At 56.7% G+C, this 16,823-nt stretch carries 16 protein-coding genes; 8 read left to right on the forward strand and 8 right to left on the reverse strand.

What is annotated here, in order from left to right:
* Positions 1-124 precede the first annotated feature (124 nt).
* The 5 genes from rplS to ffh all read right to left on the reverse strand — a co-directional run bounded on the left by rplS (position 125) and on the right by ffh (position 3,687).
* On the reverse strand, positions 125-481 hold the full coding sequence (rplS, locus tag CLR77_RS11460) for a 50S ribosomal protein L19 (RefSeq protein WP_097460781.1): 357 nt from the start codon (positions 479-481) through the stop codon (positions 125-127).
* On the reverse strand, positions 478-1,260 hold the full coding sequence (trmD, locus tag CLR77_RS11465) for a tRNA (guanosine(37)-N1)-methyltransferase TrmD (protein WP_097460782.1): 783 nt from the start codon (positions 1,258-1,260) through the stop codon (positions 478-480). Before trmD ends, rplS begins: the two co-directional genes overlap by 4 nt.
* A gap of 3 nt (positions 1,261-1,263) precedes the next feature.
* A complete protein-coding gene (gene rimM / locus CLR77_RS11470) occupies positions 1,264-1,794 on the reverse strand; it encodes a ribosome maturation factor RimM (RefSeq protein ID WP_097461007.1) in 531 nt (176 codons plus the stop codon).
* A gap of 26 nt (positions 1,795-1,820) precedes the next feature.
* Entirely contained in the window at positions 1,821-2,063 is a 243-nt protein-coding gene (gene rpsP, locus CLR77_RS11475) for a 30S ribosomal protein S16 (protein ID WP_097460783.1), read from the reverse strand.
* Positions 2,064-2,301: 238 nt separating this feature from the next.
* Complete coding sequence (gene ffh, locus CLR77_RS11480; protein WP_097460784.1) at positions 2,302-3,687, reverse strand: signal recognition particle protein; 1,386 nt, start codon at positions 3,685-3,687, stop codon at positions 2,302-2,304.
* 246 nt (positions 3,688-3,933) lie between these two features.
* Between ffh and CLR77_RS11485 the strand changes: the two genes are divergently transcribed.
* The 5 genes from CLR77_RS11485 (at position 3,934) to CLR77_RS11505 (ending at position 10,203) form a co-directional block, all read left to right on the forward strand.
* On the forward strand, positions 3,934-4,746 hold the full coding sequence (locus tag CLR77_RS11485; protein WP_097461008.1) for a cytochrome C assembly family protein: 813 nt from the start codon (positions 3,934-3,936) through the stop codon (positions 4,744-4,746).
* Between the two features lie 123 nt (positions 4,747-4,869).
* Positions 4,870-6,159 (forward strand): HlyC/CorC family transporter, encoded by a 1,290-nt coding sequence (locus CLR77_RS11490; protein ID WP_097460785.1) that lies wholly within the window; start codon positions 4,870-4,872, stop codon positions 6,157-6,159.
* 137 nt (positions 6,160-6,296) lie between these two features.
* Positions 6,297-6,899 (forward strand): Yip1 family protein, encoded by a 603-nt coding sequence (locus CLR77_RS11495; protein WP_097460786.1) that lies wholly within the window; start codon positions 6,297-6,299, stop codon positions 6,897-6,899.
* Positions 6,900-7,166: 267 nt separating this feature from the next.
* Positions 7,167-9,350 (forward strand): DUF1631 domain-containing protein, encoded by a 2,184-nt coding sequence (locus tag CLR77_RS11500; RefSeq protein WP_097460787.1) that lies wholly within the window; start codon positions 7,167-7,169, stop codon positions 9,348-9,350.
* A 49-nt stretch (positions 9,351-9,399) separates the two neighbouring features.
* Positions 9,400-10,203 (forward strand): energy transducer TonB family protein, encoded by an 804-nt coding sequence (locus CLR77_RS11505; RefSeq protein ID WP_097460788.1) that lies wholly within the window; start codon positions 9,400-9,402, stop codon positions 10,201-10,203.
* Positions 10,204-10,219: 16 nt separating this feature from the next.
* On the opposite strand, the gene grxD is transcribed toward CLR77_RS11505, so the two are convergent.
* A complete protein-coding gene (gene grxD, locus CLR77_RS11510; RefSeq protein WP_097460789.1) occupies positions 10,220-10,561 on the reverse strand; it encodes a Grx4 family monothiol glutaredoxin in 342 nt (113 codons plus the stop codon).
* A 332-nt stretch (positions 10,562-10,893) separates the two neighbouring features.
* Here grxD and CLR77_RS11515 point away from each other — a divergent pair, with 332 nt between their 5' ends.
* Both CLR77_RS11515 and argF read left to right on the forward strand, forming a co-directional pair.
* Entirely contained in the window at positions 10,894-12,093 is a 1,200-nt protein-coding gene (locus CLR77_RS11515) for an aspartate aminotransferase family protein (protein WP_097460790.1), read from the forward strand.
* Between the two features lie 75 nt (positions 12,094-12,168).
* The gene (argF, locus tag CLR77_RS11520) at positions 12,169-13,077 is read left to right on the forward strand and encodes an ornithine carbamoyltransferase (RefSeq protein WP_097460791.1); all 909 of its coding nucleotides are present in this window, start codon (positions 12,169-12,171) and stop codon (positions 13,075-13,077) included.
* A 45-nt stretch (positions 13,078-13,122) separates the two neighbouring features.
* Here argF and CLR77_RS11525 read toward each other — a convergent pair whose 3' ends face one another.
* Positions 13,123-13,293: a DUF1127 domain-containing protein gene (locus CLR77_RS11525; RefSeq protein WP_097460792.1), complete on the reverse strand. Its 171-nt coding sequence runs from the start codon at positions 13,291-13,293 to the stop codon at positions 13,123-13,125.
* A gap of 170 nt (positions 13,294-13,463) precedes the next feature.
* On the opposite strand from CLR77_RS11525, the gene CLR77_RS11530 reads away from it, so the two are divergent.
* Positions 13,464-14,897, forward strand: coding sequence for an aminotransferase-like domain-containing protein (locus tag CLR77_RS11530; protein WP_097460793.1), 1,434 nt, complete (start codon positions 13,464-13,466; stop codon positions 14,895-14,897).
* Between the two features lie 54 nt (positions 14,898-14,951).
* Here CLR77_RS11530 and glpK read toward each other — a convergent pair whose 3' ends face one another.
* Entirely contained in the window at positions 14,952-16,436 is a 1,485-nt protein-coding gene (gene glpK / locus CLR77_RS11535; RefSeq protein WP_097460794.1) for a glycerol kinase GlpK, read from the reverse strand.
* Between the last annotated feature and the right edge of the window lie 387 nt (positions 16,437-16,823).

Consider the following 16,823-nt stretch of genomic DNA (forward strand, 5'->3'; position numbering starts at 1 on the left):
AGCACCCCAAAACGACAAAACGGGCAGCCTGGGCCACCCGTTTCGCTTACCAAACACAGCCATCGATTCGACGCCGACATCAGCACACAATTGCCGAAGCCGCACTGCCAGACTACCGATAAGCTTAGTTCAGCTTTTCCTTGATCCGTGCAGCCTTACCGGACAGATCACGCAGGTAATACAGCTTCGCCTGACGAACATCGCCGCGACGCTTCACCTCAATGCTGTCAACCAGCTTACTGAAAGTCTGGAAGGTACGCTCCACACCGACGCCGTAAGAAATCTTACGCACGGTGAAAGAGGAGTTCATACCCCGGTTACGCTTACCGATCACCACGCCTTCGAAAGCCTGCAGACGCTCACGGTTCCCTTCGGAAACGCGCACCTGAACCACGACAGTATCGCCCGGACCGAACTCGGGCACCGTCTTGGTCATCTGTTCGGCTTCAATCTGACTGATGATGTTGTTTTTGCCGCTCATCGTTCGCTCCTAACACCAACCGTTGGCCCCGCAGACTCCGGGACACCGTTTTCCTGAATAAATTCGTCCAGCAACAATCGCTCTTCGGACGTCAATTGCCGTTCCGCCAGCAGATCCCTGCGCCTCAACCATGTTCGCCCCAGAGCCTGCTTCAAGCGCCAGCGGCGAATTTCCTCGTGGTGACCACCCAGAAGAACAGCGGGAACAACCTGTCCTTCGTAGACCTCAGGTCTCGTGTAATGCGGACAGTCCAACAAGCCATCCGCAAATGAATCCTGCTCGGCCGAGAGCTCATGCCCCAACGCGCCAGGAATCAATCGCGTCACCGCATCCACCAGCGCCATGGAGGCCAGCTCACCACCACTCAGCACGAAATCCCCGAGGGATACTTCACGATCGACCTGACTCTGGATCAACCGCTCATCCACGCCTTCGTAACGCCCGGACACCAAAATCAATCCAGGCTCCGCGGCCAACTCCCCAACCAGCGACTGCGTCAGACGCTCTCCCTGGGGTGACATATACACCACGGGCGCCCCGGCAGGCCCCGATGCTTTCGCCTTGGCGATAGCATCGTGCAGAGGCTGTACCTTCATCAACATGCCGGGACCGCCTCCGTAGGGGCGATCATCCACCGTGCGATGACGATCATACGTAAAATCACGCGGATTCCAGCATTCCAGATCCAGAAGACCGGACCTGACCGCCCTGCCGGTGATGCCATATCCCGTCAATGCTTCAAACATTTCCGGGAACAGCGTTACCGCACCAATCCACACGATCTAAAACTCAGCGTCCCAATCGACGACCAACTTACCCGCCGCCAGATCCACTGCCTTGACAACATCTGACGGTAGATAGGGAATCAGACGTTCCCGATCATCGATACTCCCAGCGTCACCCCGAACGACGAGCACGTCGTTGGAGCCGGTTTCCATCAGATGATCGACGACACCCAGGCGCTGACCGCCAAGCGTCTCAACGCTCAGACCTTCCAACTGGTGCCAGTAATACTCGCCTTCCGGCAACGGCGGCAAGCTGCTGATCGGAACCACGATTTCAGCGCCACAAAGCAGCCTGGCCTTATCGCGATCATCAACTTCAGCGAGACGAGCCACCAAACCGGGACCGTGCCGCCTGCCTTCAATGACCTTCACCTGCTGCCGCCGGCCGTCAGGGAAACGTAGTTCCCAGCGCTTGTATTCCAGCAAATTCTCCATTGGGTCCGTATAGGAATAGATTTTCACCCATCCCTTGACCCCAAACACCGAGGTGACGCGCCCAAAAACCGTTTCTTGCTCAGCCTGCGACACGCATATCACCCCAAGAAGCGCTCTTGTTACTGAGCAGCTTCCTTCAGCAGCTTGGAAACACGATCAGAGGCTTGCGCACCCTGCGACAGCCAGTATTGAACGCGCTCCTGGTCTACACGCAGACGTTCTTCCTGTCCGCTGGCGACCGGGTTAAAGAAACCCACGCGCTCGATGAAGCGGCCATCGCGGAATTTGCGGCTGTCGGTAACCGTCAAATGGTAGAACGGGCGCTTCTTGGAGCCACCACGTGCCAAACGGATTGTGACCATTGACCAATATCCTGTTGTGTTGACGAATTCAGAACTCGTTTGAGAGGCTGCGACGACCAAGTGGACGCATCCACGGCACACGCACCAAGCCCCTACTCGAAAGGGCCGCTATTCTAAGCGAAAACGCGGCGCTTGAAAACTACCGATTTACAGAGAAATGCCGAAGCCTCGGGCAAACGCCGTCCAACACGGACCAAACCTGGCGTCCAGCGCACCCGAAGCGCTCGGATAGCGGATTCTACATACGCCCAAACGGCGGCATGCCACCACCGCCACCCGGCGGCATCATACCCCGCATACCGCGCATCATATTCGCCATGCCGCCTTTCTTCCCAAACTTCTTCATCATCTTCTGCATCTGCTTGTGCTGCTTCAGCAGTCGGTTCACATCCTGAATCTGAGTCCCCGACCCTGCAGCAATACGGCGCTTGCGAGAATTGTTGATCGTGTCCGGATAGCGCCGTTCCTGCGGCGTCATCGAACAGATAATGGCTTCAAGCCGCCCCATGGACTTGTCATTGACCTGCTGCTGAGCCACCTGGGACATCTGCCCCATGCCGGGAAGCTTATCCAGAAGACTGGCGATACCCCCCATATTTTTCATCTGCTGGATCTGGTCACGAAAATCTTCCAGATCGAAGCCTTTGCCTTTCTTGATCTTCTTCGTGAGCTTTTCCGCTTTCTCACGATCGATCTTGCGCTCAGCCTCCTCGATCAGGGAGAGCACATCCCCCATACCCAGAATCCGCGAAGCGACACGATCCGGATAGAAGGGCTCCAGAGCTTCGGTCTTTTCACCAACCCCCAGGAACTTGATCGGCTTACCGGTAATATGCCGCACCGAGAGCGCAGCACCACCACGGGCATCGCCATCGGTCTTGGTCAGCACGACCCCTGTCAGTGGCAGGGCATCATTAAAGGCCTTCGCCGTATTGGCAGCATCCTGACCAGTCATCGCATCGACAACGAACAGGGTTTCTGCCGGCGTGATCGCACTATGCAGGCGACGAATCTCGCCCATCATCTGCTCATCGACGTGCAGACGGCCCGCCGTATCGACGATCACCACGTCGATAAACTTTTTGCGCGCCGCATCGATAGCACCACTGGCGATGTCGACAGGGTCCTGGTCCGCCGAACTGGGATGGAAGGTCGCACCGACCTCACCCGCCAGCGTTTCCAACTGCTTGATAGCGGCAGGACGGTAAATGTCGGCACTCACGACCATAACCGACTTCTTACGGCGCTCCTGAAGGAAACGCGCCAGCTTGGCCACAGTGGTCGTTTTACCAGCACCCTGCAGGCCGGCCATCATAATGACCGCCGGCGGCAGGACCGCGAGATTCAGATCCTCGTTGGCAGCGCCCATGACCCGCTCCAATTCGGACTGAACGATCCGAATGAAGACCTGCCCTGGCGTCAGGCTACGCGAAACCTCCTGCCCAACAGCGCGCTGCCGCACCCCCTCGATAAAGTCCTTGACGACCGGCAGGGCGACATCCGCCTCCAGCAGCGCCATGCGAACTTCACGCAGGGTTTCCTTGATGTTGTCGTCGGTGAGACGGGCCTGGCCGGATATGCGGCGCAGACTATCCGAGAGTTTTTCGGTCAGATTCTCAAACATGATGTGTCAGTCTGTCGTTGACGGGATCTTTCGAAAGCAGCCCTGGGGCGCTTCCCGATGTTTGTTGCCACCAGCGGAGGCTTGCACGCACCCAACAAAGGGCTCCTGCGCGACCAATGCCTATCTATCCTATTGAATACGGTTGCACAATCGGACCATTATAACCAGACTGTCGCACCGACACGAATCCTCCTCTTTGCAACCCGCAGGGACGAGGCGAAAACCCGATTATTACTGCAGGTTCGCATGGGCACACTGATACTTGCCATAACCAGCCTATTCCTTTACAGCATCGGCACCACGTTCCAGGCCTTGGTGTTTCGCAGACACCTCACCTATCAGCGCGGCCTGAACCTGCTGATTGGCGGGCTCGCCCTGATCAGTCACGCCTCCCTGACCTGGCAACTGGTCTGGAGTCGCAGCCACGACGACCTGAACCTCGGCGTATTCGAAGCATCGGTCCTCATTTCAGCCCTGATCGTCGCCATGCTGCTCATCCTGGACTGGCTGAAACCGGCACGCAACCTGTTCCTCGCGGCCTATCCGATTGCCGCCCTATCCATCATCACAGCACTGGTTTTCCACTGCCCGCCACATTATGTGGAACAGATGGGAGCAGGCATGCTCGCCCACATCGCACTTTCGGTCACCGCGTACAGCCTGTTCACACTGGCTGGCGTGCAGGCGTTACTGCTTCAGCTGCAGAACCGCAAACTGAAACGCCAATACAACAGCCTGCTGATCCGCAACCTGCCTCCCCTGCAATCGATGGAATCGCTGCTGTTCCAGTTGGTCTGGGGCGGATTGATCATGCTGACACTTGCCATCATCAGCGGCTCACTGTTTGTCGACAACCTGTTTGCCCAGCACCTCGTCCACAAAACCGTTTTTTCCCTTTTATCCTGGCTGGTTTTCGCAGGGCTCCTCGTTGGACGCTATGCCTGGGGCTGGCGCGGCGCCACCGCCAGCCGCTGGACGCTGGCCGGCTTCATCCTGCTGATGCTGGGCTACTTCGGCAGCAAGATTGCCCTGGAAATGATTTTCCACAAACCCTACTGAATCGGCCGCTCCGAGGATTAAACACATCAAAACAGGTGGCGTTTTTCCGCTTACGCCTTGACAGGATAAGCAGTACGCCCCTAGATTGCGGCACATGGACAGCCATCCGGGATACACCAACTCTTGAACGAAGGTTCTTTAACGGCGCTATCGATACTGCTGGTCGTATTGATTGTACTGTCCGCCTTTTTCTCCAGTTCCGAAACCGGAATGATGTCCCTGAACCGCTACCGGCTCAAACATCTCGCCAAAACCGGCAATCGCGGCGCCCGCAAGGCTAACGACCTCCTGAAACGGACCGACCATCTCATCGGGGTCATCCTGATCGGGAACAACTTCGTCAACATCCTTGCATCATCGATTGCAACCATTATCGCCATCCGCCTCTGGGGCGACGCCGGCATTGCCATCGCAACAACCGGCCTCACAATCGTCGTACTCATCTTTGGCGAAGTAACCCCCAAAACGCTGGCCGCATTATTTCCCGAACGCATCGCCTTCCCCGCCAGCTACGTGCTCGCACCGATGCTTCGCGTCATGTATCCGCTGGTCTGGGCATTCAATCTGGTGACCAAAGGATTGCTGCACCTGATGCGCATATCGCCCAAAGATGCCAATGGCGACCATCTCTCGAGGGAGGAATTACGCACACTGGTCAACGAGGCCGGCGCGCTGATCCCCAAAAAGCACAAGGACATGCTCGTTAGCATCCTGGACCTGGAAAAGGTCACGGTGAACGACATTATGGTGCCACGGAATGAGGTCATCGGGATCGACCTTGAGCTGGAAATGACAGATATCCTGCGCCAGCTGAGGAGCAGCCAACACACACGCCTGCCGGTTTACCGTGGCGACATCAACAACATCGCCGGCATACTGCACCTGCGCAACACATCCAAGCTGCTGCAGATGGACGACCTGAACAAGGCGATGATCGTTCAATTATGCCGGGAGCCCTACTTCATCCCCGAAAGCACCCCCCTGAACACTCAGCTCATCAACTTTCAGAAAGCCAAACGGCGCATCGGCATCGTCGTCGACGAATACGGCGACGTTCTGGGCATCGCCACGCTGGAAGATATCCTTGAGGAAATCGTCGGCGAGTTCACCACCGACTACTCGGCCACCAGCAGTCCGGACATACTTCCCCAAGACGATGGCACCTATATCATCGATGGTTCGACCCACATCCGGACCATCAACAAGATGCTAGGCTGGCACTTGCCGACGGATGGCCCCAAAACCCTTAACGGCCTGATCCTGGAAGCCCTGGAATCCATCCCTGAAAGCAATGTCTGCTTGCGTGCCCACAGCATTCGCATCGAGATATTGCAGATCAAAGACAATATGGTGCGTGCCGCCAAAGTGTACGCTCCACTCCGCAAAAGCCGACGCCGAACAAACCAGCAATAGCCTGACGGTTAGAGGCTCCCGTTATAACCCTCCCTCCCCTAGGAAGATCAAAATTTAACCAGCACCTTGACCTGCATCAAGCGCTGCTCAAAACTTGAGCATGAGAACTCCAGACCAAAATAAATGGAGGGGTATCCATGAGCCTGAGTCACACGTTCGGCCTATTTACACACCCCGACCAGGAGTGGGAAGCCATTCGGCGGGAGTCTGAGTCTGTTGGAATGCTGTATGGGAAGCATATTCTCCTGTTGGCCCTCATACCTGCTGCAGCGGCCTACTATGGGACCACGGAGGTAGGCTGGCAGGTGGGCAACACACAGGTCACAAAACTGACCAGCGCAAGCGCATTACAACTCTGCCTCCTGTTTTACGCAGCCATCATCGTCGGCGTCTATATTCTGGGGCGCTTCATCGACCTGTTCGCCGCCACTTACGGCGTCCGCGAAGCAAAACCCAAGGGCTTTATCCTCGCAGCCTATACGGCCACCCCCATGTTTCTTTTGGGCGTCATCGCCATCTATCCGAACATCTGGCTGAACATGCTCGTAGGACTGATCGCTGTCGCCTATTCCGTTTATCTGCTGTATGAAGGTCTTCCCATACTGATGCACATCCCCAAAGAACGCGGTTTCATGTTCGCGTCTTCGGTGCTCACAGTAGGATTGGTCATGCTCGTCGCCTTGATGGCAACAACGGTGGTGATATGGGGAATGGGCGTAGGGCCGGTGTATACCAACTGACTGCCGGACTCCACACATACACAAGGCGGAGTCCGGTGAGGCTCCGTTTTGTGTTTTGGCACCCCGAATGGCGCCGTTGGCCGCCTCCATCCCCCTTAAACTGCACCGGGCCCGGTCAAAAATACAGCGGCCCAGCAATTTTTTGCGTAATATTTTGTGAATTCGCCAAGCAGTTTGTACAATCAGGGAGCCTACATCCTTATTCTAAGATGAACATAAGCGCGCTCGGCGACGTGACAGGTTGAGGCAAACCCATTGGAGCCTGCTATGAGCAAGCCGTCCGGCATACATTACTTGCATGAGCATAGTACGCCAGGCATGAAAACGTCCCTGCCAACAGAAGTCCAGAAAATCCAGGACACCGTGACTGCAGGGCTGTCGGATCTGCTTCAGGGCGCCTTTGACGCTGTTGACGATTCGTTGTTCGAGCTGGCCAATAACTCTCGCAGCAATAACGAGCAAAACCGCTACTTCGAAGCGATGCGAGAAGTCCGCATCAAGCGCAAGGGCGTTGAAAAGCGCTTTCGTCAGGCACTGATCAACCTCTTCGAGCAGCCGCCCTCCGACCTGCAAGTGGCCGCCCCCCGCACCGAACAAGCAACGGCTGACACACTTTCGCTGGTGCAGAACGACGATCTGGAAGAACAGGTTGCGTTCAATGCCATGGTCACCAAGGCTCGCGCACATTTCCAAGGCACACTCCTGCAATTGCAGACACGTTTTTCCTCGATCTACCCTTCGGCATCCGAGGAACACCCTGTCAACCCGCTATCACCTGAACTGCTCTGCAGCGCTTTCCGCGAATCGATCGACGACCTGGATGTTCAGATCCGGGAGCGCCTGATCCTGATCAAGCAGTTCGACCGCTATGTCGTATCCAACCTTGGCATGGTGCTCGAGGAGGCCAACCGCATCCTGGTTCAGGCCGGCGTAATGCCCAACTTCCGCTTCCGCGGCAAGGCCAGCGAAAGCAAGCCGGGACAAACAAACACAGACGCCGGGCAAACAACCGCACCTCGTGGCTCAGAAGAAGGCCTGTTCGAACAGATTCGTGAGATGTTGTCGGCGCAACGGGCCAATCAAGGCCAACCGCCCCGCTCCGCAGACCCTCACCTGCACATTATTGGCGGCGCGGAACTCTATCAGGCACTATCTATGTTGCCGCAACCGACGACAACGACCCAGGATCTCAGCCGGGGCGAGCCCACGGTTCTAGACCTGCGGCAGGTCGTTCTGCAATTACTGCAGTCGCAGCAACGCTCGGACGGCAAGGAACCGGCACTCAACGAGGTCGATGAAGATCTGATCAACCTCGTTTCAATGCTGTTTGAGTTCATTCTGGATGACTACAATCTGTCGCCGCCCATCCAAGTACTGATCAGCCGCCTGCAGATCCCGATCCTCAAGGTCGTGATCAAGGACAAAGCTTTCTTCAGCAAGGCCACACACCCGGCCAGAAAACTGCTTAACGCACTGGCCCGGGCCGGTATCGGCTGGAGCGACAGCGACGAGAAGAATCGCGATAAGCTTTACGAACAGATACACAATATTGTTTTGCAAATACTGAACGAATTTGACGGCGACATCGGTCTCTTCGAACGACTCTACGACGAATTCGATCACTTCCTGGCCCGTGAAAACCGCAAGGCGACGCTGGTGGAACAACGGACCAGGGAAGCGGAGCGCGGTCGCATCAAGTCACAAAAAGCCCAGGAAACGGTGGACCAGCTGTTACGGGACAGAATTGCCCGCTGCAAAGTCCCTGAAACGGTGCGCAACATCATTATGAATGGCTGGAGCCGCGTCATGTTCCTGGCCTATCTGCGCGACGACACCGAACACCGCTGGTCGCAAAGCGTGCGCGTGGTGGACGACCTCCTTTGGTGCCTGCAGCCCCATCTTGACGAGGAAGAACGCGAGCAATGGGTTCGCCTGGTCCCGGTCCTGCTCAAGACATTGCGATCCGGCCTGGAAGAAGTCTCCTATAATGCCGCCCGCCTTGATGAGATGATGGGCGATCTCAAACGCGAGCTGACAGAAGCCTTCAAACGTCACGCGATGGCGGAAGCCCGCGAAGAATCGCCAGTGGCTCAGACCAACGAGACGGAAGAACCTCTCGCCGCCGCCAAGACAGCAGTCGAGCGCCAGCAGGAACTGGAGGACGCAGCCGTTGCCGAATTCATCACCCGAATCGATGCCATTGGCGTCGGCACCTGGGTCGAATTCAATTTGGTGAACGGCGCACGTTTCCGCTGCAAGCTTTCTGCCATCATTGATGAAGCCGACTGCTTCGTCTTCGTCAACCGGATGGGTCTGAAAGTGATTGAAAAGACACGCCTGGACTTGGCCCACGAGATGCGTCGCGGACGGCTGACAGTGCTTGAGCAAGGCGCACTCATCGACCGGGCCCTCGATGCAGTTGTCGGCAGCCTGCGACGAAAGGCCAGCTAACGTCGCGTAGGGTCGGTCTCCCTTGGCCGCCCCTGGCTTATAGACAAGTATGTACGAATTGGGCAACACGACGACGTACCGTATCATTCTGGCGCTATCTTTAGCGCTCTTTCTACATACGCTCATCGCACTGGCGCTGGCGCGCTATCATTGGTCTGTTCCGACACCACAACAAACCGTCGAGTTTGAACTGGTTCGGTCCGGATCACCAACACCGCCGCCAACAACCACCGCACTCGCCAGCACTGCCACACCGGAGAGCAGGGCCACTCCAGAACAGCACCCCGAGCGGCCCCAACCGCGGTCAGTGCAGCAGCAAATTACTACCACTGGCGACAGCCGGCCCACACCTGCTGCGAGGAAAGAAGCCTCGCACCAAAAACCCAAATCAAAAGAAAGCCTTCCCGCAGCAGCGAACGCCACAACCAACACCGCTCCCAACCCGTCATCGACGGCCAGCAAGAGCACCCTCTCGAAGGACAGCCCCGGGCAGCGGACATTGGATGCCGCAAAGCACCGCAGCAATGGCATTACCCAACTGACGACGCACGAGGGAAAGCCCCTATCGGCCTATGAAAAAGTCTTATGGGCACACATCGCAGAGCGCATCAGGTTTGCACCCTTCATGCAGAACCTGGACCAGGTACGCACAGTGAGACTGGAATTAACATTGATGTCGAACGGAACGCTGGAGAAGGTGCGGGTCATAGACTCTTCCAATAACCCAACCGTTGATCAAGCGGCAAAGCATGCCACCATCATGGCAAGCCCCTATCCTCCGCCGCCGGAAACGGAACGGAACAACGGCTACCGTTTTCAGGTTGAGCTGGCGTTCACTCCCGCCAGCTCCTGAAGCAGGGACGGCCTAATCAGCCTGCATCGGCTTCGCTCTTGTCAGCGGCACTCGCACTCTGGACTAACGTTTTCAATTCCCCGCTCTCATACATTTCCATAATGATGTCACAACCACCGACCAGCTCTCCGTTGACATACAACTGCGGGAATGTCGGCCAGTTAGAGTAGACTTTCAGGCTCTCGCGCAACTCGGGGTTTTCCAGGATATTCACATAGGCAAAACGCTCGCCGCAGGCCATCAAAGCCTGAACAGTGCGCCCGGAAAAACCGCACTGGGGCATTTGAGGCGTCCCTTTCATATAAAGAATGATCGGGTTTCCCTCCACCTGCTCTTTGATGGTTTCCATGATATCCATACTGTTAATACCTCGTAACTGAACGAATGAGACGGGATCACGCCGTGGCAGCGTCTATTGTAACCAGAATCCCAATACCTGACCATCCTGGTGGGTCTTTACTCACCACCCCCAACGTCGCTCAGCCGCCAATCTACCGCACATAGGGACATTTTTCCCAGAAAGCCCATCCCCTTAGATTCCGGCCCGCTGGCGCCGTTGTCATAATCCAGGTTTATCGATACTATCTGAACTCTGCAGAGGCAGCAGTTACCAAGCCCAGTGACGTCAAGGCGTTAATCCAAGGGTTTGGTTCGGGCTGCCTTTTTACGTTTTTATAGAGAGGTAATGCCATGGCAGATCAGCCCCTACTGAATACCTATGGACGGCTGCCCATCGCATTTGACCATGCACATGGCGTCTGGCTGCACGACACTAAAGGGCAGCGCTATTTCGATACCTTCAGCGGCATCGCCGTTTGCGGGCTGGGACACGTTCACCCAGCGGTTACCGAAGCTATCCGGGAACAGGCCGGCAAACTGGTTCACTGTTCCAACCTTTTTCATACGGCGCAGCAACACCGTCTGGCCCAGAAGCTTTGTAATATCAGCGGCATGGACGGCGTGTTCCTGAGCAACTCGGGGGCAGAGGCAAACGAAGCCGCCATCAAACTGGCCCGCCTTTACGGCCACAGCAAGGACATTGCTGCCCCAGCCATTATCGTTATGGAACGATCCTTCCATGGACGTACGCTGGCGACCCTCTCAGCCACGGGCAACAGAAAAGTTCAGGCAGGCTTCGAGCCACTGGTATCCGGCTTTGTCCGGGCACCATTCAACGACCTGAAAGCTGTCGAGAATATCGCGCGTTCCAACCCCAATGTGGTTGCCATTATGGTAGAGCCGCTGCAGGGCGAGGGCGGCGTCTACGAGGCCGATCCTGGCTACTTGCGCGGACTGCGGGAAATCTGCGACCAGCAGGAATGGCTGCTGATGCTGGATGAGGTTCAGACCGGCAACGGACGCACTGGCCGCTTCTTCGCTTACCAGCACACGGATGTGGTACCCGACGTCGTGACCACGGCCAAGGGGCTGGGCAATGGCTTCCCGATTGGAGCCTGTCTGGCGAAAGGCGCCACCGCGGAGCTTTTCCAGCCCGGCCATCACGGATCGACCTTTGGCGGTAACCCCCTGGCCTGCGCTGCAGCCCTTGCCGTTATCGACACCATTGAGAGCGAGAACCTGTGTGAACGCGCCGAAAAACTGGGCAATAGCCTCCTGAAGTATTTTAGGGATCACTTCGAAGGCGCCGACTACGTCCGCGACATTCGTGGACAAGGACTGATGATCGGTATCGAAATGAGTGAGCCTTGTCCTGAACTCGTGCTGCTCGCGAAAACCCAGGGTCTATTGCTCAATGTGACGGCAGACCGTGTCATACGCTTGCTGCCCGCGCTCACCATGACCGATGAAGAAACGGCTTTCCTGGCAGACCAGGTTGTTCGCATCATCAAACTCTATGCTGCCGACGACCGGGAACGCCCTCGCCGCTAATTCGGCAGCAAGAGGCCTCCACCTCATTCTTGCGCACTCCCGACCCAAGGATCACAAAGGACGACAGACGACACCATGGCACCCAGACACCTCCTGACGCTGCTGGACCTGACACCAGCCGAACTCGACAACTTGCTCGATCACGCCATCCAGCTTAAACGCGAGCTGCGATCAGGAACCGTGCGTGACACGCTACATAATCGTGTTCTGGCCATGATCTTCGAAAAATCGTCTACCCGAACCCGAGTGTCCTTCGAAGCCGGCATGATACAGCTGGGCGGTTCAGCGCTATTCCTGTCTCCGCGAGACACGCAACTGGGACGAGGTGAGCCGATAGAAGATAGCGCCCGTGTGATTTCGAGCATGGCTGACGCCGTCATGATCCGGACCTTCGAACACCAGAAAGTGGATACGTTTTCCCACTTTTCGAAATCACCCGTCATCAACGCACTGACCGACGATTATCATCCTTGCCAGTTACTGGCCGACATGCAGACCTGGCGAGAGCACCGGGGCGCTGCCAAAGGGATTCGCGTTGCCTGGATCGGCGATGGCAACAACATGTGCAACTCGTACATCAATGCGGCCAGACAGTTCGATTTCGAACTGGTCGTTGCCTGCCCGGAAGGCTACGAGCCCAATGCAGACCTGGTGAGCGCCAATCAGGACCGCGTCAGTATTGTTAACGACCCCAAGGCCGCCGCGGAAGGGGCACACTTGATCGTCACCGACGTATGGGCTTCCATGGGCCAGGAAGAAGAGCAACAAGCACGCACGAACGACTTTGCCGGCTTCCAGGTCAACCCCGACCTGATGAAGCTCGCCGACAAAGACGCACTGTTCATGCATTGCCTGCCCGCCCATCGCGGCGAAGAGGTCTCCGTCGACATGCTCGACCATCCGGCCTCCGTCGTCTGGGATGAAGCGGAAAACCGCCTTCACGCCCAAAAAGCCCTGCTGGAATTCCTCATCCTGGGCTTTTAAGCCCTCCGAGCCGGCGGCCCTCAGCCGCCGGCCCTTTGCCGCCTGTCATGACCTCCAGAACGGCTTGCGCGACTCCGTCAACGCTTCGTGACGGCTGATGCCGATATCCTCGAGTTGATGATCGGTGAGACGACGCAAGTGCCGGCGCGTTTCCATCAACGTCTTTCTCGATGCCATCCAGTTTTGAGCCTTGCGAACCCATATCAGCCTACTCATAAGAGCCCCCTGCCATTGTGTGACTGTTCCAGCAGGTTAGGGCTTGCGCAAAAATCAATACAGATCCAATATATCAATATTAAAGCAATACAGAAAATCACTAAACACCACTGTATTGCAAGTATTCGCCCCATCTGTATTGCCATGAGAGCCTGTACCGGCAAACTGTTATGAATCTGTACGAGAAAGTTGCTAACGACCTCCGACAAAAAATCGAACAAGGCTACTATCGAACAGGAGACCGACTCCCTTCGGTGAGGGCACTGAGCCAGGAATACGGCGTCAGCATTACTACCGTACAGGAAGCCTACCGCCAGCTTGAGGACGACGGACTGACCAATGCCCGCCCCAAGTCCGGCTATTTTGTGCGCCCACCGAAAACCACACCACATCTGCCATCCCCCAGCCGGCCGGCGAGACGACCGGTAGAGGTGTCACAATGGAAACAGGTGTTGGATTTACTTAACAGTGTCGAAGATGAGGATATGCTGGTCCTGGGGCGAGGCATACCCAATATCGACAGCCCGACGCTCAAGCCACTCATGCGCAACTGGTCGGAAACCACGCGCCACTATTCGCCACAGACGCTGGGATACGGATTACTACAGGGAACGGCGGAATTGCGTCACCAAATTGCCAGGCAGGCTCTCGATGCCGGCTGCAGCCTCCACCCGGACGATATCATCGTAACGTCCGGCTGCCAGGAAGCCCTGGCGATCAGCCTGCGTAGCGTGACGCAGCCTGGCGACATCATCGCCGTCGATTCGCCCAGCTTCTACGGCGTCATGCAGATTGTCCGGGCCCTGGGCCTGAAAGTTGTGGAGATCCCAACCGATCCGGAAAACGGAATCAGCCTTGAAGCCCTTGAACTGGCTCTGGAACAGTGGCCTATCAAGGCCCTGCAGGTCACCCCCACGTTCAATAACCCACTGGGCTATACCATGCCCGATGCGCGAAAACAGCAGCTTCTGACACTGGCTCAACGGTTCGATATTGCCATCATCGAAGACGATATCTATGGCGACCTCTCGTTCCTCTCACCGCGCCCACGCAACCTGAAATCTTTTGACCGCGACGGACGTGTTCTGCTGTGCAGCTCGGTATCGAAGACGCTGACTCCCGGCTTACGCATAGGCTGGGTTGCACCCGGGCTTTACACCGAAAACGCCCTGCACATGAAGTATGTATCGACCGGCGCAACGACAACATTGCCGCAACTGGCCATTGCCGACTTTATGGCTCGGGGTGGGTACGACAAGCACGTAAAGCATATGCGAAGCCACTACCGGACCGGCCGCGACCAATTTCTTGACTGGGTCGCCCGCTACTTTCCCCGCGAGGCGCGCGTGAGCTACCCCCAAGGCAGCTTCATGCTCTGGATAGAGCTGCCGGATTACGTCGACTCCCTGCTACTCAACGAGCGCCTTCGTCCGCAAAAAATTCAGATTGGCCCCGGCTTCCTGTTTTCCGCATCCGGAAAATACCGTAACTGCATCCGACTGAACTACGGCGTGACATTGGACGAAAGAACTGAGAAAGCGATCCAGACCGTGGGAAGGGAAATCCACAAAATGATTTCGGAGAATCTGGCTCCGGTCGCCTAAAACAGGGGCGCCTCAAAACGCCCCCATACAGGACCGAGCGACACCCCACATGCATCAGTGGGTACGACGCACCCGCTCGACGGCATCCAGCCAGCCCGCGTACAGCTGCTCACGCAATCCAGGCTCCATCGATGGCAGGAAGCGCTGTCCACAATTCCAGAGTTCGAAGATCTCATCCAGCCCCTGATAGACCCCAGCCTGCAGCCCTGCCAGATACGCCGCGCCCAGCGCTGTGGTTTCCGTAACCCGCGGCCTGTCCACCGCCACATTGAGAACATCGCTTAAAAACTGGACCAGCCAGTCGTTTACCACCATGCCACCATCGACACGCAACTCGCCAAGCAAGGCGCCATCGTTCTGAATGGCCCGAACCAGATCCTTTGTCTGATAACAGACCGACTGCAGACCAGCCGTCGCGATTTCGGCAATTCCGCTATCCCGCGTCAACCCGAGAATTGCTCCTCTGGCATGTGGATCCCAGTAAGGTGCACCCAACCCGGTAAACGCAGGTACCAAATATACCGGATTCACAGCCCCGACGGCCTTCGCATAATCGAGCGTTTGACCCGCGCTTTCGATCAACCCGAGCCCATCGCGCAGCCATTGGATCGTGGCACCTGCCATGAAAATACTCCCCTCCATGGCATAGGTCGTTTTCCCCGCCAGACGATAGCCGACAGTGCTCAATAAGCGGTTTTCCGAGCGCACCACCTCGTCACCGGTATTCAATATCAGAAAGCATCCGGTGCCATAGGTGCTCTTGGCCATCCCTAGACGAAAACAGGCCTGACCGATCAAAGCCGCCTGTTGGTCGCCCGCCATGCCGCATATCGGCACCGATGCTCCCAGCAGCGGCGCTTCACTGGTTCCAAAATCCGCCGCCGAGTCCATCACCTCAGGCAACAGCGATGCCGGCACCCGAAACAATGCCAGCAGATCGGGATCCCATTCCTGACGATGGATATTGAACAACGCCGTTCGAGAGGCATTGGTTGCGTCCGTTCTATGCGCACGTCCCCCTGTCAGTTGCCACAGAAGCCAGGAATCTACCGTCCCGAAAGCAAGTTCACCGCGCTCGGCTCGCTCTCGTGCACCTTCGACATGATCCAGAATCCAGGAAATTTTTGTCGCAGAAAAATACGGATCGATCAGGAGCCCCGTCCGCTCGACCACCAGGGCTTCCTTGTTCTGCGATCGCAACTGTTCGCATACTGACGCTGTACGCCGGTCCTGCCACACAATAGCGCGGTAAAGCGGCTTGCCGGTGGCTCTATCCCATACCAGCGTGGTCTCCCGCTGGTTGGTGATGCCGATACCCGCCAATTCACTCGCATCGATCCCCGCGCCCTTCAATGCCTGCCTGGAGACCGCCAGCGACGACTGCCAGATATCCTCAGGATCGTGCTCAACCCAGCCGTCGTTCGGGAAATATTGGGGAAACTCCTGCTGCGCAATGGAAAGCGACACGCCGTCGCGCTGAAAGACAATAGCCCGCGAGCTTGTGGTCCCCTGGTCGATAGCGAGCAAATAAGCAGTCATCATCGAATCCTTGTCGTTGTTGTTAACCGGTTGTTAACCGGTTGTTGGCCGGTCATCGGCAGCAGCCCATGCAGCGCGCCAGCGAGAAGCACGCGAACAATGTTCGAAAAAGAAAATTCTACTGGTAAAAGCAATGGCGGAAAACCGTAAGCCACAAAAAGCGTGACCCGTATTCCTAAGGAAGGGGATATTTCGGACATCTAGCGGAAGGATGCAACACCACCAGACTCAGTGACATCGGCGCCGAAGCCGGCGCAACTCGGTCAAAATCTGCAAAAAAAAGAGCGCGTATCGACATCAGACAACGAAACTACTCGCGACGAGGCAACTGAAAGCCCGACCTGGAACCTCAAAAAAATCAGCCTCATGGACATGGCGTTACCGCTT

Origin of the sequence: Mangrovitalea sediminis (assembly GCF_002514725.1) — a bacterium.
In the GTDB taxonomy this organism is placed as follows: domain Bacteria; phylum Pseudomonadota; class Gammaproteobacteria; order Pseudomonadales; family Oleiphilaceae; genus Mangrovitalea; species Mangrovitalea sediminis.

Coding starts and splice junctions, on each gene's coding strand:
- rplS (WP_097460781.1), bottom strand. CDS start 481: ATGAGCGGCAAAAACAACATCATCAGTCAGATTGAAGCCGAACAGATG.
- rpsP (WP_097460783.1), bottom strand. CDS start 2,063: ATGGTCACAATCCGTTTGGCACGTGGTGGCTCCAAGAAGCGCCCGTTC.
- ffh (WP_097460784.1), bottom strand. CDS start 3,687: ATGTTTGAGAATCTGACCGAAAAACTCTCGGATAGTCTGCGCCGCATA.
- CLR77_RS11485 (WP_097461008.1), top strand. CDS start 3,934: ATGGGCACACTGATACTTGCCATAACCAGCCTATTCCTTTACAGCATC.
- CLR77_RS11495 (WP_097460786.1), top strand. CDS start 6,297: ATGAGCCTGAGTCACACGTTCGGCCTATTTACACACCCCGACCAGGAG.
- CLR77_RS11500 (WP_097460787.1), top strand. CDS start 7,167: ATGAGCAAGCCGTCCGGCATACATTACTTGCATGAGCATAGTACGCCA.
- CLR77_RS11505 (WP_097460788.1), top strand. CDS start 9,400: ATGTACGAATTGGGCAACACGACGACGTACCGTATCATTCTGGCGCTA.
- grxD (WP_097460789.1), bottom strand. CDS start 10,561: ATGGATATCATGGAAACCATCAAAGAGCAGGTGGAGGGAAACCCGATC.
- CLR77_RS11515 (WP_097460790.1), top strand. CDS start 10,894: ATGGCAGATCAGCCCCTACTGAATACCTATGGACGGCTGCCCATCGCA.
- argF (WP_097460791.1), top strand. CDS start 12,169: ATGGCACCCAGACACCTCCTGACGCTGCTGGACCTGACACCAGCCGAA.
- CLR77_RS11525 (WP_097460792.1), bottom strand. CDS start 13,293: ATGAGTAGGCTGATATGGGTTCGCAAGGCTCAAAACTGGATGGCATCG.
- CLR77_RS11530 (WP_097460793.1), top strand. CDS start 13,464: ATGAATCTGTACGAGAAAGTTGCTAACGACCTCCGACAAAAAATCGAA.
- glpK (WP_097460794.1), bottom strand. CDS start 16,436: ATGACTGCTTATTTGCTCGCTATCGACCAGGGGACCACAAGCTCGCGG.